The sequence below is a fragment of the Methylobacterium sp. JK268 genome (assembly GCF_054052225.1).
In genome coordinates, this window is record NZ_JBSVZN010000007.1 from 171,402 (window position 1) to 193,381 (window position 21,980).

At 72.2% G+C, this 21,980-nt stretch carries 19 protein-coding genes and 1 tRNA gene; 12 read left to right on the forward strand and 8 right to left on the reverse strand.

Annotation, left to right across the window (positions count from 1 at the left end; all coding sequences use genetic code 11):
- The first annotated feature begins 51 nt into the window (after positions 1 to 51).
- From ACW9J6_RS09465 to ACW9J6_RS09490, 6 genes are all read left to right on the forward strand, one after another.
- Complete coding sequence (locus ACW9J6_RS09465; RefSeq protein WP_457116211.1) at positions 52 to 927, forward strand: branched-chain amino acid ABC transporter permease; 876 nt, start codon at positions 52 to 54, stop codon at positions 925 to 927.
- Positions 924 to 2,771: a branched-chain amino acid ABC transporter ATP-binding protein/permease gene (locus ACW9J6_RS09470; RefSeq protein ID WP_457116212.1), complete on the forward strand. Its 1,848-nt coding sequence runs from the start codon at positions 924 to 926 to the stop codon at positions 2,769 to 2,771. Before ACW9J6_RS09465 ends, ACW9J6_RS09470 begins: the two co-directional genes overlap by 4 nt.
- 11 nt (positions 2,772 to 2,782) lie before the next feature.
- Entirely contained in the window at positions 2,783 to 3,523 is a 741-nt protein-coding gene (locus ACW9J6_RS09475; RefSeq protein WP_457116213.1) for an ABC transporter ATP-binding protein, read from the forward strand.
- Positions 3,524 to 3,837: 314 nt separating this feature from the next.
- Entirely contained in the window at positions 3,838 to 5,388 is a 1,551-nt protein-coding gene (locus tag ACW9J6_RS09480) for a UxaA family hydrolase (RefSeq protein WP_457116214.1), read from the forward strand.
- An 85-nt stretch (positions 5,389 to 5,473) separates the two neighbouring features.
- Complete coding sequence (locus tag ACW9J6_RS09485) at positions 5,474 to 6,772, forward strand: MFS transporter (RefSeq protein WP_457116215.1); 1,299 nt, start codon at positions 5,474 to 5,476, stop codon at positions 6,770 to 6,772.
- 143 nt (positions 6,773 to 6,915) lie between these two features.
- Positions 6,916 to 7,806, forward strand: coding sequence for a 3'-5' exonuclease (locus tag ACW9J6_RS09490; RefSeq protein WP_457116216.1), 891 nt, complete (start codon positions 6,916 to 6,918; stop codon positions 7,804 to 7,806).
- Positions 7,807 to 7,843: 37 nt separating this feature from the next.
- Here ACW9J6_RS09490 and ACW9J6_RS09495 read toward each other — a convergent pair whose 3' ends face one another.
- Entirely contained in the window at positions 7,844 to 8,140 is a 297-nt protein-coding gene (locus tag ACW9J6_RS09495) for a GCG_CRPN prefix-to-repeats domain-containing protein (protein ID WP_457116217.1), read from the reverse strand.
- A 136-nt stretch (positions 8,141 to 8,276) separates the two neighbouring features.
- Positions 8,277 to 8,768, reverse strand: a complete 492-nt coding sequence (locus ACW9J6_RS09500; RefSeq protein ID WP_457116218.1) for a MucR family transcriptional regulator — start codon at positions 8,766 to 8,768, stop codon at positions 8,277 to 8,279.
- Positions 8,769 to 9,057: 289 nt separating this feature from the next.
- On the opposite strand from ACW9J6_RS09500, the gene ACW9J6_RS09505 reads away from it, so the two are divergent.
- Positions 9,058 to 9,867: a L,D-transpeptidase gene (locus ACW9J6_RS09505; RefSeq protein WP_457116219.1), complete on the forward strand. Its 810-nt coding sequence runs from the start codon at positions 9,058 to 9,060 to the stop codon at positions 9,865 to 9,867.
- 27 nt (positions 9,868 to 9,894) lie between these two features.
- A complete protein-coding gene (locus ACW9J6_RS09510; RefSeq protein ID WP_457116220.1) occupies positions 9,895 to 11,451 on the forward strand; it encodes an adenylate/guanylate cyclase domain-containing protein in 1,557 nt (518 codons plus the stop codon).
- A 112-nt stretch (positions 11,452 to 11,563) separates the two neighbouring features.
- Here ACW9J6_RS09510 and ACW9J6_RS09515 read toward each other — a convergent pair whose 3' ends face one another.
- The 3 genes from ACW9J6_RS09515 to ACW9J6_RS09525 are packed head-to-tail and all read right to left on the reverse strand — an operon-like array spanning position 11,564 to position 15,566.
- On the reverse strand, positions 11,564 to 11,947 hold the full coding sequence (locus tag ACW9J6_RS09515; protein ID WP_457116221.1) for a response regulator: 384 nt from the start codon (positions 11,945 to 11,947) through the stop codon (positions 11,564 to 11,566).
- Positions 11,944 to 14,778, reverse strand: a complete 2,835-nt coding sequence (locus ACW9J6_RS09520; protein WP_457116222.1) for an ATP-binding response regulator — start codon at positions 14,776 to 14,778, stop codon at positions 11,944 to 11,946. Before ACW9J6_RS09520 ends, ACW9J6_RS09515 begins: the two co-directional genes overlap by 4 nt.
- Positions 14,775 to 15,566, reverse strand: coding sequence for a Tll0287-like domain-containing protein (locus ACW9J6_RS09525; protein WP_457116223.1), 792 nt, complete (start codon positions 15,564 to 15,566; stop codon positions 14,775 to 14,777). The genes ACW9J6_RS09520 and ACW9J6_RS09525 overlap by 4 nt, the downstream gene beginning before the upstream one ends.
- A 226-nt stretch (positions 15,567 to 15,792) precedes the next feature.
- On the opposite strand from ACW9J6_RS09525, the gene ACW9J6_RS09530 reads away from it, so the two are divergent.
- The 3 genes from ACW9J6_RS09530 (at position 15,793) to ACW9J6_RS09540 (ending at position 17,585) form a co-directional block, all read left to right on the forward strand.
- Positions 15,793 to 16,266, forward strand: coding sequence for a DUF3237 domain-containing protein (locus ACW9J6_RS09530; protein WP_457116224.1), 474 nt, complete (start codon positions 15,793 to 15,795; stop codon positions 16,264 to 16,266).
- 328 nt (positions 16,267 to 16,594) lie between these two features.
- Positions 16,595 to 16,804, forward strand: coding sequence for a cold-shock protein (locus tag ACW9J6_RS09535; protein WP_457116225.1), 210 nt, complete (start codon positions 16,595 to 16,597; stop codon positions 16,802 to 16,804).
- A gap of 583 nt (positions 16,805 to 17,387) precedes the next feature.
- Complete coding sequence (locus ACW9J6_RS09540; RefSeq protein WP_457116226.1) at positions 17,388 to 17,585, forward strand: hypothetical protein; 198 nt, start codon at positions 17,388 to 17,390, stop codon at positions 17,583 to 17,585.
- A gap of 545 nt (positions 17,586 to 18,130) precedes the next feature.
- Here ACW9J6_RS09540 and ACW9J6_RS09545 read toward each other — a convergent pair.
- Both ACW9J6_RS09545 and ACW9J6_RS09550 read right to left on the reverse strand, forming a co-directional pair.
- A tRNA-Leu gene (locus tag ACW9J6_RS09545) sits at positions 18,131 to 18,215 on the reverse strand.
- A gap of 46 nt (positions 18,216 to 18,261) precedes the next feature.
- Entirely contained in the window at positions 18,262 to 19,428 is a 1,167-nt protein-coding gene (locus ACW9J6_RS09550; RefSeq protein ID WP_457116227.1) for a ceramide glucosyltransferase, read from the reverse strand.
- A 146-nt stretch (positions 19,429 to 19,574) separates the two neighbouring features.
- Between ACW9J6_RS09550 and ACW9J6_RS09555 the strand changes: the two genes are divergently transcribed.
- Positions 19,575 to 21,665 (forward strand): prolyl oligopeptidase family serine peptidase, encoded by a 2,091-nt coding sequence (locus ACW9J6_RS09555; RefSeq protein ID WP_457116228.1) that lies wholly within the window; start codon positions 19,575 to 19,577, stop codon positions 21,663 to 21,665.
- 3 nt (positions 21,666 to 21,668) lie between these two features.
- Here the strand turns inward: ACW9J6_RS09555 and ACW9J6_RS09560 are convergent, their stop codons facing one another.
- Entirely contained in the window at positions 21,669 to 21,902 is a 234-nt protein-coding gene (locus ACW9J6_RS09560) for a hypothetical protein (protein WP_457116229.1), read from the reverse strand.
- Between the last annotated feature and the right edge of the window lie 78 nt (positions 21,903 to 21,980).

The window sequence follows — 21,980 nt, forward strand, 5'->3', positions numbered from 1 at the left end:
TCGGCCCGCCCGTCCCGGCGGGCCCCTCACCCCTCGGCCCGGGCGGATCGCATGGACCTCGTCCTCCAGCTCCTCTTCACCGGGATCGGCATCGGCGCCGTCTACGCCCTCGTGGCGCTCGGCTTCGTGCTGATCTTCCGCGCCACCAACGTGGTGAACTTCGCCCAGGGCGAGTTCTCGATGGTGGCCGCCTTCCTGATGGTCGTCTTCGCGGTCGACCTGGAATGGCCCTACTGGCTGTCCTTCCTGCTCGCGATCGGCGGCATGGCGCTGCTCGGGGCCCTGTTCAACCTCGGCGTCTACTACCCGCTGCGCCACCGCAGCTACCTGCCGGTGATCATCTCGACCATCGGCGCCTCGATCTTCCTCGCCAACACCACGCTCGCCCTCTACGGGCCGCAGCCGCAGGTGCTGCCGCCGGTCTTCGAGACGCAGGGGATCCTGCTCGGGCCGGTCTTCCTCGACAGCCAGTACCTGCTGATCATCGCGGTCACGGCGGTGCTGGTCGCCTTCCAGTACTGGTTCTTCGAGCACACGCTGATCGGCAAGAAGCTGCAGGCCACCTCCCAGGACAAGGAGATGGCGGCGCTGCTCGGCATCCCGGTGGCCGGCATGATCATGCTGACCTTCGTGTACAGCGCGGTGCTCGGCGGCATCGCCGGCATCCTGGTGGCGCCGGTGCTGTTCGTGTCGATCCAGATGGGGGCGACGATCGCGCTCAAGGCCTTCGCGGCCACGATCATCGGCGGCTTCGGCGACGTCACCGGGGCGATCATCGGCGGGCTGGCGCTCGGCATCATCGAGACCTTCGGGGCCGCCTACGTCTCGGTGCCCTACAAGGACGCCTTCGCGTTCATCGTCCTCGTCGCCTTCCTGGCTCTGCGGCCCCAGGGCCTGTTCGGCGAACGCATCGCGGAGAAGGCATGACCGGCTCACCCCTTCCCCAGGCGGGCGTCGCGGCCTCGGCCGCCCCCGCGCCGCGGCGCTTCCCCCTCGGCTCCCTGGTCTACGCGCTCGCCGCGGCCGGGATCGTGGCGGCCGCCGTCGCGACCCCGCTCAACGGCTACCTGCTCAACATCCTGATGCAGGCCGCCACCTACGCCATCGCGGTGATCGGGCTCACCGTGGTGCTGGGCCTGTGCGGGCAGATCAACCTCGCGCAGGCGGCCTTCTTCGGGATCGGCGCCTACGCGGTCGGGCTCGGCACGGTGGATGCGGGCGTGAGCTTCTGGCTCTGCCTCGTCGCCGGCATGATCGCCTGCCTCGTCGCCGGCGCCTTCCTCGGCGCCTCGACGCTGCGGCTCGGCGGGCACTACCTCGCCATGGTGACGATCAGCTTCCAGCAGATCCTCACCCTGGTCCTCACCAACTGGATCCCGGTCACGCACGGGCCGGACGGGGTGCCGCGCATCCAGCGCCCCTCCCTGTTCACCGACGGCCAGGCCTATCTGGGCCTGTGCCTCGCGATGCTGGCGGTGGTGGCCTGGCTGGTCTGGCACATGCCGCGGACCCGGCTCGGCCGGGCCATGCGGGCGGTGCGCGACAACGAGCTCGCGGCCGGCGTCACCGGCATCGACGTCTACCGCACCAAGGTCTCGGCCTTCGCGATCGGCGCGCTGCTCGCCGGCCTCGGCGGCGGACTGTTCGCGGGCAGCTTCACCTATGTCAGCCCCGACCAGTTCTCCTTCGCGGAATCCATCGTCTTCCTGACCATGGCGCTGCTCGGCGGCGTCGGCTCGCCGGCCGGTGCGGTGATCGGCACCGGGCTCCTGATCCTGATCCCCGAATGGCTGCGGTTCTTGAAGGAGATCCCGGGGCTCTACCTCGCCATCTACGGGCTCGCCGTGATCCTGATCGTCGTGTTCATGCCGGAGGGCATCTGGGGCTTCCTCGGCGACCAGGTGACGCGCCTGCGGGCGCGCCGCGCGGCCCCGCCGCGGGCCGCCGACCTCGTCCTCACGCAGGGGCCGGCAAGCCCGGCGCCCGTGCTGGAGGTCGAGGCGCTCGCCAAGCATTTCGGAGGCCTCAAGGCCGTGGATCAAGTGTCGTTCACGGTGACGCGCGGGGGCATCCACGCGCTGATCGGCCCGAACGGCTCGGGCAAGACCACGACGCTGAACGTGCTCTCGGGCCTCTACCGGCCCACGGCCGGCCGGGTCCGCCTCGACGGGCAGGACATCACCCACGCGGCGCCCCACGCCCGCTCGGCCGCCGGGCTCGGGCGGACCTTCCAGAACATCCGGCTGTTCCGGTCGATGAGCGCCCTGGAGAACGTGGTCATCGGCGCCGAGCGGCCCGGGAACCCGATCGAGGGCCACGACCGGGCGACGCTGGAGGCGCGGGCCCGCGCCGCGCTGGCCTTCGTGGGACTGGAGGCCCGGGCGGACGAGCCGGTCTCGGCCTTCGCCTATGGCCACCAGCGCCTGATCGAGATCGCCCGGGCGCTCGCCGGCAATCCGGTGCTGCTGCTCCTCGACGAGCCAGCGGCGGGGCTCAACAGCACCGAGAAGGTGGCGCTGACGGGGCTGCTGCGCCGGGTCGCCGCCAAGGGCGTGACGATCCTGATCATCGACCACGACATGACGCTCGTCAGCGACGTCGCGAGCCACATCACGGTGCTCAATTTCGGCCGGCGCATCGCCGACGGGGTCACCGCGGAGGTGCTCCGGGAGCCCGCTGTCATCGAGGCCTATCTGGGCCAGGATTCCGGGACTCCGGGCGCGGCGGGCCTGCCCGATCCGGGCCTGAAGACCGATCTGGCGCCGACCTGAGGAGGACGACCATGGCACTCCTCGAGATCCGCGACCTCACCGTCCGTTACGGCGAGATCGAGGCCGTGCGCGGCATCTCCTTCTCGGTCGAACCGGGCGAGGTGGTGACGCTGCTCGGCTCCAACGGCGCCGGCAAGTCGACGACGCTCAAGTCCATCTCCGGGCTGGTGAAGCCCGCCTCCGGGGAGATCCTGTTCGAGGGGCAGTCGCTCCTCGGCCTGAAGCCCGAGGACATCGTCCGCCGCGGCGTGGCGCACGTGCCGGAGGGGCGCCGGGTCTTCCCGGGCCTGACCGTGCGCGAGAACATCATGCTCGGCGCGTCGAACCGGAAGGGCCTCTCGGCCCGGCAGATCCGGGACGAGGCGGAGGGGATGTTCGACCTCTTCCCCGACATCCGCCGCTTCGGCGACGCGCTCGGCTGGACCCTGTCCGGCGGCCAGCTCCAGATGGTGGCGCTCGCCCGCGGGCTGATGGCCAAGCCCCGGATCCTGCTCCTCGACGAGCCCTCGCTCGGGCTGGCGCCGGTGATCGTCCAGGCGGTGTTCGCGATCATCGCCGAGGTGCGTCGCCGCGGGACCACGGTGCTCCTCGTCGAGCAGAACGCCCGCATGGGCCTCTCGGTGGCCGACCGCGGCTACGTGCTCGAGACCGGGCAGCTGGTGCTCAGCGGCGCACCGGAGCAGCTCTGGGCCAACGACGACATCCGGGCGGCCTATCTCGGGGGACGCGCCAAGGCCGCGGCGGTGGGCTAAACAAGAACCGTTCCGATGAGGGCGCGGGAAACTGTCCTCGGTCCCGGTGTAGCTGTGCGGGGACGGGATGGGGCGCGGGAACCCCTCTCCCGGGTGGGAGAGGGGCAGGGGTGAGGGTGGCTCGGGTTCAGGATTGAACTCCGAAGGTCGAGCTGCGAGCGGCACGGTTCAGACTTCTTGCTGAGGCCGAGCCACCCTCACCCCCGGCCCCTCTCCCACCCGGGAGAGGGGAGGCGTCTCTCCCTTTCCCCGGACAGCCCGAACGGACCGGGGCGATCCCGCGCCCGACACCACACCCGTCGAGGAAACCACCCATGTCCGCCGCCACCGCCCTCCCCGTCCCGCCCCGCACCGTGCGCCTGAGCCCCGAGGACAACGTCGTGGTCGCCGTCGACGCGATCGCGGCCGGCGATCCCGTCGAGGGCATCACGGCGGGCGGGCGCGTGCCGAAGGGCCACAAGATCGCCACGGCGCCGATCCCGGAGGGCCAGCCCATCCGCAAGTTCGGCCAGGTCATCGGCTTCGCAAGCCGCGCCATCGCGCCGGGCGAGTGGGTGCACGAGCACAATGTCGGCCTCGGCGAGGCCAAGGGCGACTTCGCCCGCGACTACCGGTTCGCCGAGGAGGCCCGCCCGACCGCGATGGTGCCGGAGGTGGAGCGCGCCACCTTCCAGGGCTACCGCCGGGCGAACGGGCGCGTCGGCACCCGCAACTACATCGGCGTGCTCACCTCGGTGAACTGCTCGGCCTCGGTCGCGCGCTTCATCGCCGAGGAGGTGCGCCGCTCCGGCCTCCTCGACGCCTACCCGACCATCGACGGGATCATCCCCCTCGTCCACGGCACCGGCTGCGGCTACGACATCCAGGGCGAGGGCAGCGAGATCCTCAAGCGCACCCAGTGGGGCTACGCGGCCAACCCGAACATGGGCGGCGTGATCATGGTCGGCCTCGGCTGCGAGGGCTTCCAGATCGACCGCTGGAAGCGCGCCTACGGCATCAGCGAGAGCGACACCTTCCGCAGCTTCACCATCCAGGAGACCGGCGGCACCCGCCGCAGCGTCGAGGCCGGCGTCGCGGCGATCCGCGAGATGCTGCCGGCCGTCGCAGCGGTCCGGCGCGAGACCGTGCCGGCCTCCGAACTGATGCTCGCCCTCCAGTGCGGCGGCTCGGACGGCTATTCGGGCATCACCGCGAACCCGGCGCTCGGCGCCGCCGTCGACCGGCTGGTGGCCGAGGGCGGCACCGCGATCCTGTCCGAGACGCCCGAGATCTACGGGGCCGAGCACCTCCTCACCCGCCGCGCCGCCAGCCGCGAGGTCGGCGAGCGGCTCGTCGACATGATTCACTGGTGGGAGGCCTACACGGCCCGCAACGGCGGCGAGATGAACAACAACCCCTCCCCCGGCAACAAGGCCGGTGGCCTGACCACCATCCTGGAGAAGTCGCTGGGCGCCACCGCCAAGGGCGGCACCACGCGGCTCGAAGGCGTGTTCCGCTACGCCGAGCCGGTGACCGCGCGGGGCTTCGTCTACATGGACACGCCCGGCTTCGACCCGGTCTCGGCCACCGGCCAGGTGGCGGGGGGCGCCAATATCCTGTGCTTCACCACCGGCCGCGGCTCGGCCTATGGCTGCAAGCCCACGCCCTCGATCAAGCTCGCGACGAACAGCGAGATCTACCGCCGCATGCAGGACGACATGGACATCGATTGCGGCGACGTGCTCGACGGCGTCTCGATCCGGCAGAAGGGCGACGAGATCTTCGCCAAGATCCTGGCGGTGGCCTCGGGCGAGCGCTCGAAGTCGGAGGCGCTCGGCTACGGGGACGCCGAGTTCGTGCCCTGGCAGATCGGCGCCGTGATGTAGCCGCGGGCGGCGAGTAGTCGCGGGCGGCGAACCGGGCTATGGGGCCCCGTGGGGCCCCTGCAAGAGGCCCGGGAGGGACACCGGTATGACACCCGAAGCCGCCGGCCGCGACATGACCCGCCGCCAATGGAGGATGACCCTGCTCGCGAGCCTGGGCGGCGGGCTCGAGTACTACGACTTCATCGTCTACGGGATCTTCGCCAAGGACATCGCCGCCGCCTTCTTCCCGGCGAGCGACCCGGTCGCGGCGCTGTCGCTATCGCTCGCGGTCTTCGCGGTCGGCTACCTCGCCCGGCCCCTCGGCGGCATGGTGCTGAGCCATTTCGGCGACCGCTACGGGCGCAAGACCGTGTTCGTGGTCACGGTCTTCACCATGTCGGCCTGCACCTTCGGCATGGGGCTGGTGCCCACCTACGCGAGCTGGGGCGTCGGGGCGACGCTGCTGCTCGTCGCCCTGCGCTTCCTTCAGGGACTCTGTATCGGCGGGGAACTGCCCGGCGCCATCACCTTCGTGGTCGAGACCGCCTCGCGCCGGCCCGGCCTCGCCTGCGGCATCGTGTTCTGCCTCGTGAATGCGGGCGTGCTCCTCGCCGCCATGGCGAACCTCGCCCTGCAGACCTGGCTGCCGCCCGCCGCGATGGCCGAGTACGGCTGGCGCGCCGCCTTCCTGTTCGGCGGCCTCCTCGGCTTCGTCAGCTTCTGGCTGCGGCGCACCCTCGAGGAGACGCCCGAATTCCTGCGGCTGCGCCACATGGCCGCCCGCTCCCCGGTCGGCGAGGTCATCCGCCTGCACCGCGGCGCGGTGCTCAAGGGCATCGGCATCGTGGCGCTGACGGCGGGCTTCAACGGCATCCTGTTCGCCCACATGCCGGCCTACCTGATCGGCGTGCTGCACTACCCGGGCAAGGCGGTGGCGCTGGCGATGAACGTGGCGCTCCTGTGCATGTCCGCCTCGCTGCTCCTCGCCTCCACCTTCGCGGACCGGGTCCCGCCGCGGCGGCTGATGCAGGGCTCGGCCCTCCTCCTGCTGGTCGGGGTGGTGCCGGCCTACCGGGCGCTGGCCGCGGGCGACGCCAACCTGTTCCTGGTCCTGCCGCTCCTCACGGTGGCGGTGGCGGGCGCCAACGGCACCTTCGCCTATCTGCTCGCCGGGCTGTTCCCGACCCGGGTGCGGTTCAGCGGCGTCGCCCTCTCGCTCAATCTCGGCTTCACGCTGCTCTCCGGCCTCGGCCCGCTGGCGGCGAACCAGCTCATCGCCACGACCGGCTGGAACGCGGCCCCCGCCCTCATCATCGCGGCGGTCGCCCTCATCGGGATCCTCGTCGCGAGCCGCCTCGCCGACCAGCCCACCGAGATCGGCGCCGCGCTGCCCGCCTCGGGCTGATCTGCCCGGGAGCCCCGCTCCGCACACTGGAGCGAGGCCCGTCTCCATCGCGATCCCGCGGTGGATGACGTCCGGGCCGGCCTTCCGCGCCGGCCCGGGCGACGCTAAGTCGGGCAATGATGAAACGTCCGGTTGGGTGAAGCGTGACGGACGCGCTCGACGACATAGCCGGGATCCTGGAGCGGACCGGGGAGTACCGGGTGCTGCGGCGCCTGCAGCCGCTCGCGCCCGAGGCGGAGCCGCCCGCGGAGCCGACCTATCTGGGCCTCGTCCTCGACACGGAGACGACGGGCCTCGACCCGGCCACCGACGAGGTCATCGAGCTCGGGATGGTGGCCTTCACGTATGGCCGCAGCGGCCGGATCTACCGGGTCCGTGAGCGGTTCAACCAGCTCCATCAGCCGCGCGGGCCGATCCCCGAGACGGTGACGCGCCTCACCGGGATCACGGATACGGACGTGGCCGGCCACCGCATCGACGATGCCGCCGTGGAGGCCCTGGCGGGCAAGGCGCAGCTCGTGATCGCGCACAACGCGCGCTTCGACCGGCGGATGTGCGAGATGCGCTGGCCCTTCTTCGCGGGCCTCGCCTGGGCCTGTTCCTGCCACCAGATCGACTGGCGCGAGGAGGGCCACGAGGCGGCGCGGCTGGGCGGGCTGCTGGCCGATCACGGCCGCTTCCACAACGGCCACCGGGCGATCGACGATTGCGAGGCGCTGCTCTGGCTCCTGGCCCAGCCCCTGCGGCGCTCGGGCCGGCTCGGCCTCGCGGCCCTGCTCGACGCGGCCCGCCGCCCGACCGTGCGGCTCTGGGCCTCCGAGGCGCCCTTCGCCCTCAAGGAGCGGCTGAAGGATCGCAACTACCGCTGGTCGAGCCGGCGGCGCTGCTGGTACGTCGACCTCGACGAGGAGCAGATCGAGATCGAGCGCTCCTTCCTGTCGCGGGAGATCTACGGCGGCGCCCTGCCGGGCCTGGCCGCGGACCGCTTCACCGCCCGCGACCGGTTCTCCTGCCGCACCGACCCGGAGGCGTGACGGGACCCGGCGCCTCCCGCGCCGGATCCCCGCGCGGTCAGTACCCGTAGTAGAAGCGGCGCGGCCCGTAATACGGGCGCCGCCAGTACGGCCGCGGACCGCCGTAATAGTAGCGCGGCCCGTAGAACGGGCGCGGCCCGTAGAACGGCCGGCAATAGCCGAACCGGCCCGGCGCGAAGCCCGGACCGCAGCCGCCCAGCACCGGGATCGCCACCGGCGCGCCCGACAGACCGTCCGCGGCGCCGAGCCCGATCGGGGCCGCGCTCGCCGCCGACGACAACCCGAGGCCGGCCGCCACCAGGGCGGCGAGGCCGAACACCTTGACCTGCGTCATCGCGTGCACACTCCACTCAGGGCCGGACGGCCGGGCTTGGCCGCCCGCACTCCCGCCCTGGTTACGGCACGCGAGTTGAACGCTTCCTGAGTGCAGGCCCGCGCAATCGTTCAGCTGACCCGGTCGCGTCGGGCACTCAGCCCTTGCGCGGCCGCCCGCGGCGCGGGGCGCCGTCGCCGGAGACGGTCGGGTCGGGCGCGGCGCTGCGGGCGGCGCTGCGCACCCGCCGGCTCTGCCCGAGCCCGCTCGTCTTGGCGAGTTCGGAGCGCTGCGCGGCGTAGTTCGCCGCCACCATCGGGTAGTCCGGCGGCAGGCCCCACTTGGTGCGGTACTGCTCGGGGGAGAGCCCGCGCCCCGCGAGGTGACGCTTCAGCGTCTTGTAGGGTTTGCCGTCCTCCAGCGAGATGATGTGGTCCGGCGTGACGGTCTTCTTGATCGGCACGGGGGGCACCAGCTTCTCGGGTTCCGGCTCCGCCGGGGCGACGAGCTGGTTCAGCGAGCCGTGAATCGCGCCGATCAGCCCAGCCACTTCGGAAGCCGGTACCGAGTTGTTCGACACGTAGGCCGACACGATGTCGGCGGTGAGCCCGACGAGGTCGAGCGTGGAGGTTGCATCGTCGTTGGTCATGCGACACCGCAATGTTGGTCTGACTCCACGATGTGCATGACTTTTTCCAAAGGTCAACTTAGTTGTCGAGACTCAAGTTTTTACCTCATAGGATAAGAATCTACGAAACAGCATATTGCGCGCGATCGACTGTTGCGCCACGGTCATGCCGGGCGCGCCCGCCGGGGGTGAACGCGGCGCCGCGGCAATCTTGACGGCAGGCCCTCTTGGTCTCATTTCGGTCGACAAGCCCTTGTAGTTTCTCACGGAAGGCGGCCATCGGCCGTCCCGTCGACCGAGCGTACCGACCATGACCGACCAGACCCGCCGCACCCTCGTCGCGAGCGCCGTGACGGGCCTTGCCGTCTCGCTCCTGTCGCGCCCCGCCGCGGCTTGGCCGCAGCGCGCGCCGGTTCCCGCGCCGGAGCCGGAGGACGACTGGCCGTTCGGCTCGCGCCGCCCGGTCGAGCCGGAGCCGGACCCGTTCTGGGGCTCCCCGCGCCGCCCGGTGCCGCAGGAGCAGCCCCAGGATCAGGCCCAGGCCGTCGACGACGGCCCGATCGACTACGCGCGCGCCTACGCTCCGGTGGCGGGCGAACCCTTCCCGATCCCGGGCTTCCGCTGGCAGCGGGCGAACCCGGCCTTCCTGCGGCAGGACGTCGCCTATGGCGGGCGCTACGAGCCCGGGACGGTGGTGATCGACCCGCGCGCCCATCACCTCTACCTCGTCCAGACGGGCGGGCGGGCGCGCCGCTACGGGGTCGGCGTCGGGCGCCAGGGCTTCGCGTGGGCCGGGAACGCGACGATCAACTCCAAGCAGGCCTGGCCGGACTGGTACCCGCCCAAGGAGATGATCGCGCGCCAGCCCGGCCTCGCCCGGCAGGTGAGCCAGCTCCAGAGCGGCCTCGGCGTCCCGGGCGGCCCGCACAACCCGCTCGGCGCGCGGGCCATGTACCTGTGGCAGAACAACAAGGACACGCTCTACCGCATCCACGGCACCACCGAGCCGGAGAGCATCGGCCGCAGCGTCTCGTCGGGCTGCATCCGCATGATCAACCAGGACGTGATCGATCTCTATGCCCGGGTGGCGGTGGGCGCGCAGGTCGTCGTGATGGGGTGATCCCCCGCGATGAGGGAGGATGCGCCGATGCGATCCGGCGACGCGGATGAGGCGGCCGGGCGCGTGGCACGGGTCGTCCGGTCCTACCTGGACCAGACCCTCTCGGCCCCGAGCGCGGCGATCGACGGCTTCGTCGACATGATGGTCGAGGATGCGTGGCACGGGCAGTTCGCCGAGTTCGTGGCGGACCTGCAGCGCATCAAGATGGCGAATGTCCAGCTCGGCCGCTTGATCGGGGAGGCCGGCTCGGCGGGGCTCCTGCTCGCCGCGGAGGGCGGGGAGCGCGCCGTCGCCCTCTCCCGCCTGAAGCACGACCTGCGCACGCCCCTGACCGCCATCAAGGGCTACAGCGAGATGTGGATCGAGGACATGGCCGTCCTCGACGGCCAGCCCTTCGTCGCCGACCTCACCCATGTCCGCGACTGCGCCGACCGGATGCTCGCGCGGATCGACCGGCTCACCCAGTTCGGCGGCCCTTGCGAGGGGCTCGAGACCGAGCCGGCGCTGGCGAGCGCGGCCATCGCGGAGTTCCTGCACAAGGTCGCCCGGACCGTGCCGGGCCGGGACGCGCCCGGGCTCGTCGGGCGGATCCTGGTGACGGACGACGACCCCATCAACCGCGACCTGCTGCAGCGCCGCCTCACCCGCGAGGGGCACGCGGTGACGCTCGCCGAGACCGGCGAGGCCGCCCTCGCGGCGGTCGCCGCGCAGGATGTCGACCTCATCCTCCTCGACCTGATCATGCCCGGCCTGTCGGGCTTCGAGGTGCTCTGCCGCCTGAAGGACTCGGAGGCCCACCGCCACATCCCGGTCGTGGTGATCTCGGGCATCGACGACATCGGCAGCATCGTCCGCTGCCTGGAGGCCGGGGCCGAGGATTACCTCCCGAAGACCTTCGACCCGACCATCCTGCGCACCCGCATCTCGATGGCGATCGAGCGCAAGTTCCTGCGGGAGCGGGAGGAGCGGCTCCTCCTCAACGTCCTGCCGCGCCGGATCCTCGACCGGATGCGCGGGGGCGAGGCGACCATCGCCGACCGGTTCGCGGACGTGACCGTGCTGTTCTGCGACCTCGTCGGCTTCACGCCCCTCGCCGCGCGGCTCGCGCCCGGGGCGACCGTGGCCCTCCTCGGCGAGATCTTCTCGGCCTTCGACCGCGCGGTGGCGCGGCGCGGGGTCGAGAAGATCAAGACGATCGGCGACGCCTACATGGCGGTGGGCGGCGTCCCGGAGGCGGTGCCCGACCACGCCCGGCGCATCGCCCAGCTCGCCTTCGACATGCTGGCGGAGGCCGAGGCGGTCGGGCGGCGGCACGGCCTCGACCTCGCGGTTCGGATCGGGATCCACTCGGGCGAGGCGGTGGCGGGCGTGATCGGCCAGAACCGCTTCGCCTACGACGTCTGGGGCGACAGCGTGAACGTCGCCGCCCGGATGGAATCGAACGGGCAGCCGGGGCGGATCCACCTCTCGGAGAGCACGCGCCGGGCCCTCGGCGCGGACGTCCCCTGCGCGTCGCGGGGCGTCATGGAGATCAAGGGCAAGGGGCCGATGGAGACCTACTTCCTGCTCGCGGCCCCGGACTAGAGCAGTATCCGATCGCGCTGCAATCGGATACTGCTCCAGGTCTTTGATTTTTTACGCACTTTCTGCGACGAACCGGTATCCACTCCGTCGGAAGATGCTCTTGAGGCCGCGCTCAGCCCGTGGCCGGGCGCCCGCCCTCGAGCAGCGCCGTCACCTTGGCCAGGAGGCGCGGCAGGTCGACCGGCTTGGTGTCGTAGTCGTCGCAGCCGGCCGCCAACGCCCGCTCGCGGTCCCCCGACATGGCGTGCGAGGTCAGGGCGATGATGCGCAGCGTCGCCGTCCGCGCGTTCGCCCGCAGCGCCCGCGTGGCCTCGAACCCGTCCATGGTCGGCAGGCTCAGGTCCATCAGGATCAGATCCGGCAGTTCGGCGGCGGCCACGTCCACCGCCTGCTGGCCGTCCTCGGCGAACAGCACCTCGTAGCCGCTGCGCACGAGCCGGCGGCTCAGCATGTCGCGGTTGAGTTCGTTGTCCTCGACGAGCAGGATGCGGGTCATGGGACCTCCTCTGCCGCGGGCCGCGCGCGGGTCACCCGGATCGCGGGCCCCTGGTGACCCGCCAGCGCCTCCTGGAGGACCGATCTCAGGTCGAGGCGGCCGGCCTCGCCCTTCGCCACCACGCCCTCGGCCATGGTGACGAGCTCCGCCCGCTCCGCCTCCGAGAGGGACCGCGCGGTGAGGACGACGACCGGGATCTCCCTGTGCTCCGGCCGGGCGCGCAACACGCGCAGGAAGGCGAAACCGTCCATCACCGGCATCATCAGGTCGAGCAGGATCAGCCGGGGCGGCGGGTGGCGCTCCAGCCAGTCGAGGGCCTCGCGCCCGTTGCCGACGCTCGCCGCCCGGCAGCCGAGGCGCTCCACCGTCCGGGCGGTCAGGACCTGCATGGCGCGGTCGTCCTCGACGATGAGGACGGGCTCGCCCTCCCCTTGCAGACGGTGAACCCGGATGGCGGCGGCGAGTTGCCCGCGGTCGACGGGCTTGCTCAACACCGCCGCCGCGCCGAGCGAGAAGCCGAGCCCGCGATCCGCCGCGATCGACACCAGGACCACCGGGATCGGGGTCAGGTCCGGATCCGCCTTGAGGGCCTGCAGCACGGCCCAGCCGTCGAGGCGGGGCATCATGACGTCGAGCGTGATGGCGGCGGGCCGCCGGTCGCGGGCCACCCGCAGGGCCTCCTCGCCGGTCTCCGCGTAGATCGGCCGGTAGCCCTCGCGCACCAGGAGCGAGCCGATGATGCGGCGCGAGGCCACCTCGTCGTCGACGACCAGGATCTCCGGCCCCTCGGCGCCGGCCGGCTCGGCCTCCGCGGGCACCGGGCCCGCCGCCTCGGCGGGCGACGCGTCGGGCGCCGCCGGGAGCGCGGCCGCGGGTGGCCGGAGGGGCAGCGTGATCACGAAGGTGCTGCCCTCCCCGAGCATGCTCGTCACGGCGACATCCCCGCCGAGCATGCGGGCGAAGCTGCGCGTGATCGCGAGGCCGAGGCCGGTCCCGCCGAAGCGGCGGGTCGTCGAGGTGTCCGCCTGCTGGAAGGCCTGGAACAGGCGCCCGACCTGCTCCGGCGAGAGGCCGATGCCGGTGTCGCTCACCGCGAAGCGCAGGGTGCCGGGCCGCTCCGGGTCCGGCGTCACCGCGAGCCCGACCTGCCCGCCCTTGGTGAACTTCGCCGCGTTGCTGAGCAGGTTGAGCAGGCTCTGCTTCAGCTTCGTGACGTCCGTGACCATCCGCGTCACGCCCTCGGCGCAGGTCACCGTCAGCCGGTTGTCGTTGCGGGCCGCCACCGGCTCGATCAGCAGGCGCACATCCTCCAGGAGGGCCGGGATCTCGACCTCCTCGAAGAACAGCTCCATCTTGCCCGCCTCGATCTTCGACAGGTCGAGGATGTCGTTGATCAGGCCGAGCAGGTGCTGGCCCGCGCCCTCGATCTTGGTGAGGTCGGCGGCGGCGGCCGCGTTGCCGTCGTCGGCCGCGTCCTCGCGCAGCATCTGGCTGTAGCCGATGATGGCGTTGAGCGGCGTGCGCAGTTCGTGGCTCATGTTGGCCAGGAACTCCGACTTGACCTGGTTGGCGCGCTCCGCCTCGGACCGCGCCAGGTCGAGGTCGAGCTCCCGCTGCTTGAGGTCGGTGATGTCCATGACCAGCGTCACCGTGCCCTGGTCGTGGGTGCGGTGCTTGGTGATCTGGATCCAGTGGCCGCGGATGCGCGTCTCGGTCGTGCTGCCGGAGCGGCGGTGGTCCGCCAGCCGCTGCGCGATCCAGGCATCGCGGTCGAGATCGGCCTCTTCATCCGCCGCGTCGCGGCCCGCCGCGACCTCGCGGATCAGCGCCGCGAAGGGGGTGCCGGCGGGCAGCACGACGGAGCGGCCGGTGAGCATCTCGGCGTAGCGCGCATTGGCCAGGACGAGGCGGTCCTCGCGGTCGTAGAGGGCGAACCCCTCGCGCATGCAGGCCACCGCGTCCTCGAGGGTGAGCCGCTGGTGCTCGGCCTCCAGGGCGAGCCGCGCGCGCTCGGCCTGGGCGCTGCGCAGCAGCGCCACGACCTCGACCATGCCGCGGATCTCCGCGTCCCGGGTCTGCGGGAGCGGGACGTCGTAGCGCCCGGCGCTGATGGCGCTCAGGGAGGCGACCACCTGCCGCAGCGGCACCAGGATCGAGCGCAGCACCAGCGCGGTCAGCCCGATGCCGAACAGGACCGCGAGCCCCACCACCGCCAGGGAGACCCGCGTCGCCGTCATGGTCCGGGCGAGGACGAGGTCGCGGGCGCTGTGGGCCTGGCTCGAGAGCTGGCCGTCGAGGTCGCCGAGGATGCGGTCGACCTCCAGGCCGTGGCGGCGGGCCTCGGCCACCAGGGAATTGCCGATCACCCGCTGGTCGTTGGTGTAGGCCTCGACGCCGCGCTCGGCGGTCTGCACGAAGGCGGCGGCCTCCGCGGCGATCCGCGCGGCGGTGACCGGGTCGGTCCGGGCCAGGATCGCGAGCTGCGCGTCGAGCTTGCGGCGAGCCTCCGCGGCGTTGCGCTCGGACTGGGTGAGCAGGCTGACGGCGAGGTCCGTCGTCCAGTAGCGCAGGTCCGCGAAGGCGTTGCGGACGTCGTTGGCGACCTCGATCCGGACCATGGCGCGGTCCGCGCGGATCGCCGCGGCGGCCGCCCGGTTGAGCGCGCCGCAGAGGTAGAGGTTGGTGCCGATGATGCCGGCCATCAGGATCACGGCCAGCAGCACGAGCCGGGTCCGGATGGAGACGCGGCCGAGGAGGCGCGACGGGTCGAGCGCGACGCCCGGCGCCGGGCCCCGCGCCTGCGCCGGGGGCGCGACGGGGGCCGGCGTCACGAGCGTCTCAGCTTGATGCTGATGACGCCGCCGAGATCCCCGACCGCCGCCCCCTCCTTGGGGTAGCCGGTGACGTCGAGGTCCCCCTTGGGCGCGCCGTGGCAGCCGAGGCAGGAGGCGCTGTAATATTCGGGCACGGCGACCCGGAAGAGGGGTGCGGCCGCATCCTCGACGACCGCCTCGTAGGACTTGCCGGTCGGCCAGTCCGGCATCAGGAACCGCGTGTCGATCACCGCGGCCTCCCAGGCATCCGGCCGGGCCTTGCGGTTGCGCACGAGGCGGGCGGGCGCCGTGACCTTCATGGTCGCCTCGCCCTCGGCCCGGCGCGAGAAGGACTCGCTGACGAGCCGCGCGAACACCGCCGGGATGAAGCCCTTGAAGCCGGTCCCGGCCGCCTCGATCGTGCCCTGGTTGGCGTCGACCACCTCCTTGATGGCCGCCATCTCGTGGCGCAGCAGCCGGCCCTCGCGGCTGTCCGGCGGCAGGGTCTCCGGGTCCGTGCCGGTGGTGCGCCGGTAGATCGCGACGGACCGGGCCAGCACGGCGTCGCCGTCGAGGCCCTTGGGCCCGGGCGCCGGATCGTTGATCGCGTCCTGGGCCTGCGAGATGACGGTGCGGCCCGCCCGCAGCATGGCGGCCAGCATCTCGGCGACGCGGCGGTCGTCCCGGCCCGGATCCGCGCCCTCGCGGCCGGGCGGGAGCGCCCCTGAGGGTTCGACCGCCCGGCCGGCGGAGGATGCGACGAGCGCCGCCAGGACGACGGCCAGAGGAGTGACGGCGCGCCTCATCCGATCATTCCCCGCCAACAAGACGCGAGAAACCGCATCCCCTGATGCTTTATCATCCTGCCCTCGACTGGCAAGCGACCGTCCATCCGAGACGAGGGCCGGTGCTTCCGGCCGCCCCGCGAGACGTCGATGCCGGACGGGCCGGGAGCCCGGAGGCGGCTTGCGCGCCGGCGCGCGGCGGCGTTCATGGGGCGGTCCCGCCCGCCGGACGCACGGAGACGCCGCCATGGACGCCCCCCTTCCGCTGAGAGCCGAATTCCTGTTCCGCCTGAGCCTGACGGTCGACACGCCGCAGGCGATCGGCCCGACCCGCGGCGGCAGCCTGCGCATCGTGCCGGTCACCGGCGGGACCTTCGAGGGGCCGCGCCTGCGCGGTGCGGTGGTGGCGGGGAGCGCGGCGGGCGACTGGCTGCGCGTCGAGCCCGACGGCACCACGCATCTCGACGTGCGCCTCACCCTCCGGGAGAGCGGGGGCGGGCTGATCTTCTGCCAGTACACGGGCCTGCGGGCGGGCCCGCCCGAGGTGATGGAGCGCCTCGCCCGCGGCGAGCCGGTGGACCCGGCCGCGTACTACTTCCGCACGGCGGTCCGCTTCGAGACCGGCGCGGACGACCTCGCGTGGCTCAACCGCCTGCTGGCGGTCGGGATCGGCCAGCGCCCGCCGACCGGGCCGGTCTACGACATCCACGCGGTGCTGTAGCGGGAAAGGCCCTCTCGGCCTGGGTTGCGCCGGTTCGGAAGGCGCATCCCGGGTTCTGCCCGGACCGCCATGCGGCACACCGTCGGGCTGCGGTCCATGACGGCCTCCGAGCCCGACGGCAAGGTCGTTCGCCTGGGCGCCTTGCTATTGTGCCGGGAGCGGCCCATACTCGTTGAATCGATCTTTGGCCGGACTTCCGGGCCTCGCCGCCCCCTCATTGGGGCGCATGCTCCGACACTCTCTCCAAATCCTATCGATCATCCGAGGCTTGGCGTCGCTGATCGCGTGCCAAGCTCACGCCCACGCTTGGGAAAATATGGACACGACTATGAGCAATGGCACCGTAAAGTGGTTCAATGGCCAAAAGGGCTTCGGTTTCATTCAGCCGGAGGATGGCAGCAAGGACGTCTTCGTCCACATCTCCGCCGTTGAGCGCTCGGGGCTGCACACTCTCGCCGAAGGCCAGAAGGTCTCCTACGAGATGGAAACCGACCGTCGCACCGGAAAGCAGTCGGCCGGCAATCTCAAGACCGCGTAGCCCGTCACATCAGGTGCGGACCTTAGGACCGCACCTCATCTTCGTCCCGAGCAGCCCGAACTCCGATGGATTTATCTTAGTGCATTTTTCATTTATCAGCAACGCTGGTCAGCAAACAACCTCAAATGATGCTGAGAGCTTCCAAGTCGAGCGGCTCTGGAAGCAGCAGGCAGATGAACGCCTGGATGTCAGTCATCTTATTGATCGCACCTACCACTATCAATCGGTGCGTGAGTTGCGCTGGCACTTGGCCGACCGGTTCTCGAGCCCCGTCCGCTCCCTCCGCCTGAGCCGGGCCTGATTTTTGGCCGGGTTCAAGGAGGACCAAATCGGCCAGCGGCTGACGTCCTCCTCCGACGCCCGGCGCAGGCTGGTGCGCTCGCGGACACGAAGCCCGGCGCCGGACGCGGCCGCTCGCGGCGCGGCGCGCCGAGGCACGACCCGCGAGGCTTGCCGCGCGGGAGGTCGCCTGGCGAGCGGAAGCAGCCTGCCTGGCGGCCGCGCAGACCGCGATGCGAGAACAGGAACAGCCACGCGCTCGACGCCGCGCCGTCATCCCTCCCCAAGTCAGGAGTTTTCATCCATGTCACACAAGTTCAAACTCCATCAGAACGTGAAGATGCTCCAGGCTGGATTCTCGGATAATCTCGCAAGTATCAGCGAGGTGTTCGAGATCGTGCGGCTGATGCCGTTGGATCGCGCTGGGGAAGCCACCTACCGGATCCGCTCCCGCATGGGCGAGCGCGCTGTCCGAGAGAGCGAGATCTCTCCCGCGCGGTGAGCGCACCCTGCGCTCGCAAGCAGGGGTCTCGTCGGCCGCAGGGCTCCGGTCGCAGGTGTTCGACCTGGCGAGCCTGATGCCGTGAGCGGTCGTGTGGCCAGGAGCACGATCCTGGCGCGGCGCGTGCCCTCCGTCACGGCGTTCGAGCGGCGCGTGGCGCGGCCCGCCCCGCCCCCCGTCGCGCATGCCGGCAACGGCCCGGGATGCCGACGCATCGTGGCCGAAGCGCTCGCGCGCAGCGAACTCGATCGAGACGAAGCCGGGGAAGGCGCGCGGGCAATCGGTCAAAGTTGCGCCGCGAAGCCGGCCGGATTCCGGGCGCGCGAAGGCCCGGCTCGTCCCGAAGGCATCGCGCGACAGACGGGCGGCCAAGGTCCCGAGCTCGGCGCTTGGCTTGCGCAAGGCGGGGCTACGCCGCGCGACGCTCACGCGGACCGCCGACACCGCGCAGCTCGCCCGTTAAGCCCCGGTCATTCCGGTACCCGTGTCCGGGGCGCTGGACCCGGGCTGAAAACACCTATGATTTCAATATCTTGCAAAACATATGGTGCCCGCAGAGGGAATCGAACCCCCACGCCTTTCGGCTGACGATTTTGAGTCGTCCGCGTCTACCAATTCCGCCATGCGGGCACGGATCCCGCTGTGCCGCGCCGGCCCGGTGGAGTCAATCCCGGGGTCAGGCCGTGCGCGGATCCGCGTCGAGGGCCGGGGCCGGCTTCGGATCCTTGGTGCGCGGATCCTTGGTGCGGATGTCCATGGCGTTCCCGCGCCAGACGATGTCCCGCGCCACCCAGGCGGCGGCCCAGATGCCGAGCAGCATCACGTCCCGGGCCAGACAGGCGGCCGGCCAGCGCCAGGAGCGATGCCAGCCGTTGCGGGCGGCGAGCCCCCACTCGGCCCCGTACCACAGCCCTCCCACGCCCAGCACCGCCAACAGACCGGCCAGGCCGCCCCCGGCCGCCGGGTAGGCGCAGGCCAGCGGGATCGCGGCGCCGATGCCGATCTCCGGCGCGAAGAACAGCGGGAAGGTCACGCGGCGCAGCCGCGCCCAGCGCAGCTGGCGCGCCCACACCTCCGCCGCGCGGCGCGGCCCCAGCGGCTGCGGGAACGGCGCTCCCACGAGGTGCACGCGCCGGCCGGCCGCGCGGACCAGCTTCGTCGCCGCCGCGTCCTCGGCGATCTCCGCCCCGAGGGCCCGGATGCCGCCCCGCGCCTCCAGGAAGGGCTTGTGCCAGAGCATGCTCTTGCCCTGCGCGAAGCCGAGCCCCAGGCTCTCGCCGACATACTGCCAGCGCGCCTGGAGCGTGTTGAGGAAGGCGCACTCGACCTCGGCCCAGAACCCCCGCGGCCGCGCGCCCACGGGCGTCGAGCAGACGAGCCCGGTATCGGGCCGCCAGGCCGCCAGGAGCTGCTGCACGTAGTCCCGCGGCATCAGCACGTTGGAATCCGCCAGGATCACCCAGTCGTGGCGCGCCGCCTCCCAGCCGCGCACGCAGTTGTTCAACTTCGGGTTCTCGCTCACCGGCTCGTCCCCGACGATCAGCCGCGCGGGGATCCCCGGATGGGCCGCCATCAGCCGCCGCACCAGGGGCAGGATCGGGTCGCTCCCCCGCGCCACGCAGAAGATCAGCTCGTAATCCGGATACGCGAGGCGGAAGCCCGCGGTCAGCGTCTCCTCGCTGAAGGTCTCCAGGCCGCAGAGCGGGCGCACGATCGAGACCGGCACCGGAGCGGGCGCCGTCCCGCCGCGGCGGCGGCCGATGCGCCAGAGGCCGATCGTGAGGCTGAGGAGGTTGATCGCCGTCAGCCCGAGGCAGAGGGCGGCGAGCCAGATGGCGGTCATGCGTGTCCCGTCGGCACGTAGGCAGGTCCGCGCGCGGCGCGGGCCGGACGCCTGCCGTTCAAACAGACGGCGTATTGCAACCGTGTGACGGTGGACGCCGGCCGGCACGCGGTTAGGTTCCGGGTGCCACGCCCCGGGATGCCCCGATGACCGCCTCGTCCACCCTCTCGCCCGATCCCCGCCCGACCCTCGCGGCGCCCGACGACGATCCCTACCTGTGGCTGGAGGAGGTCGACGGCGCCCGCGCCCTCGCCTGGGTCGAGGCGCAGAACGCCGCCACCCTGGAGGCCTATGCGGACGGGCGCTTCGCGGCGGACCGCGACGGCCTCAAGGCCGCCCTCGACCGGCCCGACAAGATCCCGGGCATCACCCGGCGCGGCGGCCTCGTCTACAACTTCTGGCAGGATGCGGCGCATCCCCGCGGCCTGTGGCGGCGCACGACCCTCGACGCCTACCGGGAGCCGGAGCCCGCCTGGGAACTGCTCCTCGACCTCGACGCCCTCGCCCGCGCGGAGGACGAGGACTGGGTCTGGGCCGGCGCCGTCAGCCTGCCCGGCTCCCACGACCGGGCGCTGCTGAAGCTCTCCCGCGGCGGCGGCGACGCCACCGTGGCGCGCGAGTTCGACCTTCCGTCCCGGGCCTTCGTGCCGGACGGCTTCGCCCTGCCGGAGGGCAAGAGCAGCCCGGTCTGGCTCGACCGGGACACGATGCTGCTGGCGAGCCCCCTCGGCGGGCCGGACCACGCCACGCCCTCGGGCTACGCCCGCACCGTCCGCCTGTGGCGGCGCGGCACCGACCCGCTCTCCGCCCCGGTGATCTTCACGGCCGCGGAAGGGAGCATGGTGGTCTACGCCTATCCCGACCGGGAGGCCTCGCCCGAGCGGGTGGTGTTCGTGGAGCGCACCGGATTCTTCGACGGCACCATCGATCTCGGCGACCGCACCGGCCCCAAGACCCGCCTCGACCTTCCGACCGACGCGGATGCCGGCTGGCACCGCGGCTTCCTCGCGATCCGCACCCGCACGCCCTGGGCCGTCGGCGGCACGGAGTACCCCGCCGACAGCGTGCTCGGCATCGGGCTCGACGCCTTCCTGGCCGGGGACCGGGCCTTCCGGGTCCTGTTCGCGCCGGGGCCGCGCCGCGCCCTGCAGGGCTTCTTCTGGAGCGGGGCGCACCTCGTCGTCGCGGTGCTCGACGACCTTCGGGCGCAGTTCCCGGCCTTCGCCCCCGCCGAGGACTGGCGGGAGAGCCGGATCGAGGGCCTGCCGGAACTCGGGGTCGTCAGCGTCTGGTCCCTCGACGCGGACGAGGAGGAGTCGAACGGCGACCTCCTGGCGGCCACCAACGACCCGATCACGCCCTCGACGCTGCTGCTGACCCGGGCGGGCCTCGCCGCCCCCGCGATCCTCAAACAGGCCCCCGCCCTGTTCGACGCCGACGGGCTGGTGGTGACGCGCCACGAGGCGGTCTCCGCCGACGGCGAGCGCATCCCCTACGTCCAGGCCGGGCCGCCGGGGGAGACCGGCGAGGCGCCCGTGCACCTGTCGGGCTACGGCGGCTTCCAAGTCACGAACCTCGCCGGCTACTCGGCGGTGCTCGGGCGGCTGTGGCTGGCCAAGGGCGGCACCCGGGTCGTCGCCAATATCCGCGGCGGCGGCGAGTTCGGCACGCGCTGGCACGAGGCGGGCCGGCGCGAGGGCAAGGCGCGCTCGCACGACGACTTCGCCGCGGTGGCGGCCGACCTCGTGCGCCGCGGCGTGACGCGGCCCGGCCGCATCGCCGCGGAGGGCGGCTCGAACGGCGGCCTCCTCATCGCCAACATGCTGACCCGCTACCCCGAGCGGTTCGGGGCGCTGCTCTGCACCATCCCGCTCATCGACATGCGCCGCTACCACCGGCTGCTGGCCGGGGCGAGCTGGGTGGCCGAGTACGGCGACCCGGAAGTGCCGGCGGACTGGGACTTCCTGCAGCACATCTCGGCCTACCACGTCGCCGCGCCCGGCCGGCCCTACCCCCCGATCCTAATCGCCACCACCCGCCGGGACGACCGCGTGCATCCGGGCCACGCCCGCAAGATGGCCGCGAAGCTCCAGGCCATGGGCTACCCGGCCCGCTTCTACGAGCCGGAGGCCGGCGGGCATTCCTACGGCAAGAACAGCCAGGAGACCGCGACCTTCGCGGCGCTCGGGGCGGCCTTCCTGCGCCGCGCGATCGGCTGGGAACCGGAGGTCGCCTGAGGCTCAGTGCGCCCGGCGCAGGGCCGCCTCCACGGCGCCCCGGTACCAGACCGCGCCCCGAGGGGCGGGCACCCCGCGCGCGGCGAGCGCCCGGGCGATGCCCGCCACGGAGGTGATGCCCTCCGCCCGGATCGCCGCCAGGACGGGCGCGAGCGCGTCGGCCCGCTGCTCCGCGAGGGCGCGGGTGGTCGCCATGGCCCGGGCGGCCGAGGTCTTGCGGATCTGGTTCAGGCCCATCGACGCCTCGCGGGTCCGGAGGGGAGCGGTTCGGTCCGGTGCGAGACCGGACCACCGCCGCGTGCCGAAGCCGTCGAT

Coding starts and splice junctions, on each gene's coding strand:
- ACW9J6_RS09470 (WP_457116212.1), top strand. CDS start 924: ATGACCGGCTCACCCCTTCCCCAGGCGGGCGTCGCGGCCTCGGCCGCC.
- ACW9J6_RS09530 (WP_457116224.1), top strand. CDS start 15,793: ATGGACGCCCCCCTTCCGCTGAGAGCCGAATTCCTGTTCCGCCTGAGC.
- ACW9J6_RS09560 (WP_457116229.1), bottom strand. CDS start 21,902: ATGGGCCTGAACCAGATCCGCAAGACCTCGGCCGCCCGGGCCATGGCG.
- ACW9J6_RS09495 (WP_457116217.1), bottom strand. CDS start 8,140: ATGACGCAGGTCAAGGTGTTCGGCCTCGCCGCCCTGGTGGCGGCCGGC.
- ACW9J6_RS09540 (WP_457116226.1), top strand. CDS start 17,388: ATGTCACACAAGTTCAAACTCCATCAGAACGTGAAGATGCTCCAGGCT.
- ACW9J6_RS09500 (WP_457116218.1), bottom strand. CDS start 8,768: ATGACCAACGACGATGCAACCTCCACGCTCGACCTCGTCGGGCTCACC.
- ACW9J6_RS09465 (WP_457116211.1), top strand. CDS start 52: ATGGACCTCGTCCTCCAGCTCCTCTTCACCGGGATCGGCATCGGCGCC.
- ACW9J6_RS09535 (WP_457116225.1), top strand. CDS start 16,595: ATGAGCAATGGCACCGTAAAGTGGTTCAATGGCCAAAAGGGCTTCGGT.
- ACW9J6_RS09475 (WP_457116213.1), top strand. CDS start 2,783: ATGGCACTCCTCGAGATCCGCGACCTCACCGTCCGTTACGGCGAGATC.
- ACW9J6_RS09555 (WP_457116228.1), top strand. CDS start 19,575: ATGACCGCCTCGTCCACCCTCTCGCCCGATCCCCGCCCGACCCTCGCG.
- ACW9J6_RS09485 (WP_457116215.1), top strand. CDS start 5,474: ATGACACCCGAAGCCGCCGGCCGCGACATGACCCGCCGCCAATGGAGG.
- ACW9J6_RS09480 (WP_457116214.1), top strand. CDS start 3,838: ATGTCCGCCGCCACCGCCCTCCCCGTCCCGCCCCGCACCGTGCGCCTG.
- ACW9J6_RS09550 (WP_457116227.1), bottom strand. CDS start 19,428: ATGACCGCCATCTGGCTCGCCGCCCTCTGCCTCGGGCTGACGGCGATC.
- ACW9J6_RS09510 (WP_457116220.1), top strand. CDS start 9,895: ATGCGATCCGGCGACGCGGATGAGGCGGCCGGGCGCGTGGCACGGGTC.
- ACW9J6_RS09505 (WP_457116219.1), top strand. CDS start 9,058: ATGACCGACCAGACCCGCCGCACCCTCGTCGCGAGCGCCGTGACGGGC.
- ACW9J6_RS09525 (WP_457116223.1), bottom strand. CDS start 15,566: ATGAGGCGCGCCGTCACTCCTCTGGCCGTCGTCCTGGCGGCGCTCGTC.
- ACW9J6_RS09515 (WP_457116221.1), bottom strand. CDS start 11,947: ATGACCCGCATCCTGCTCGTCGAGGACAACGAACTCAACCGCGACATG.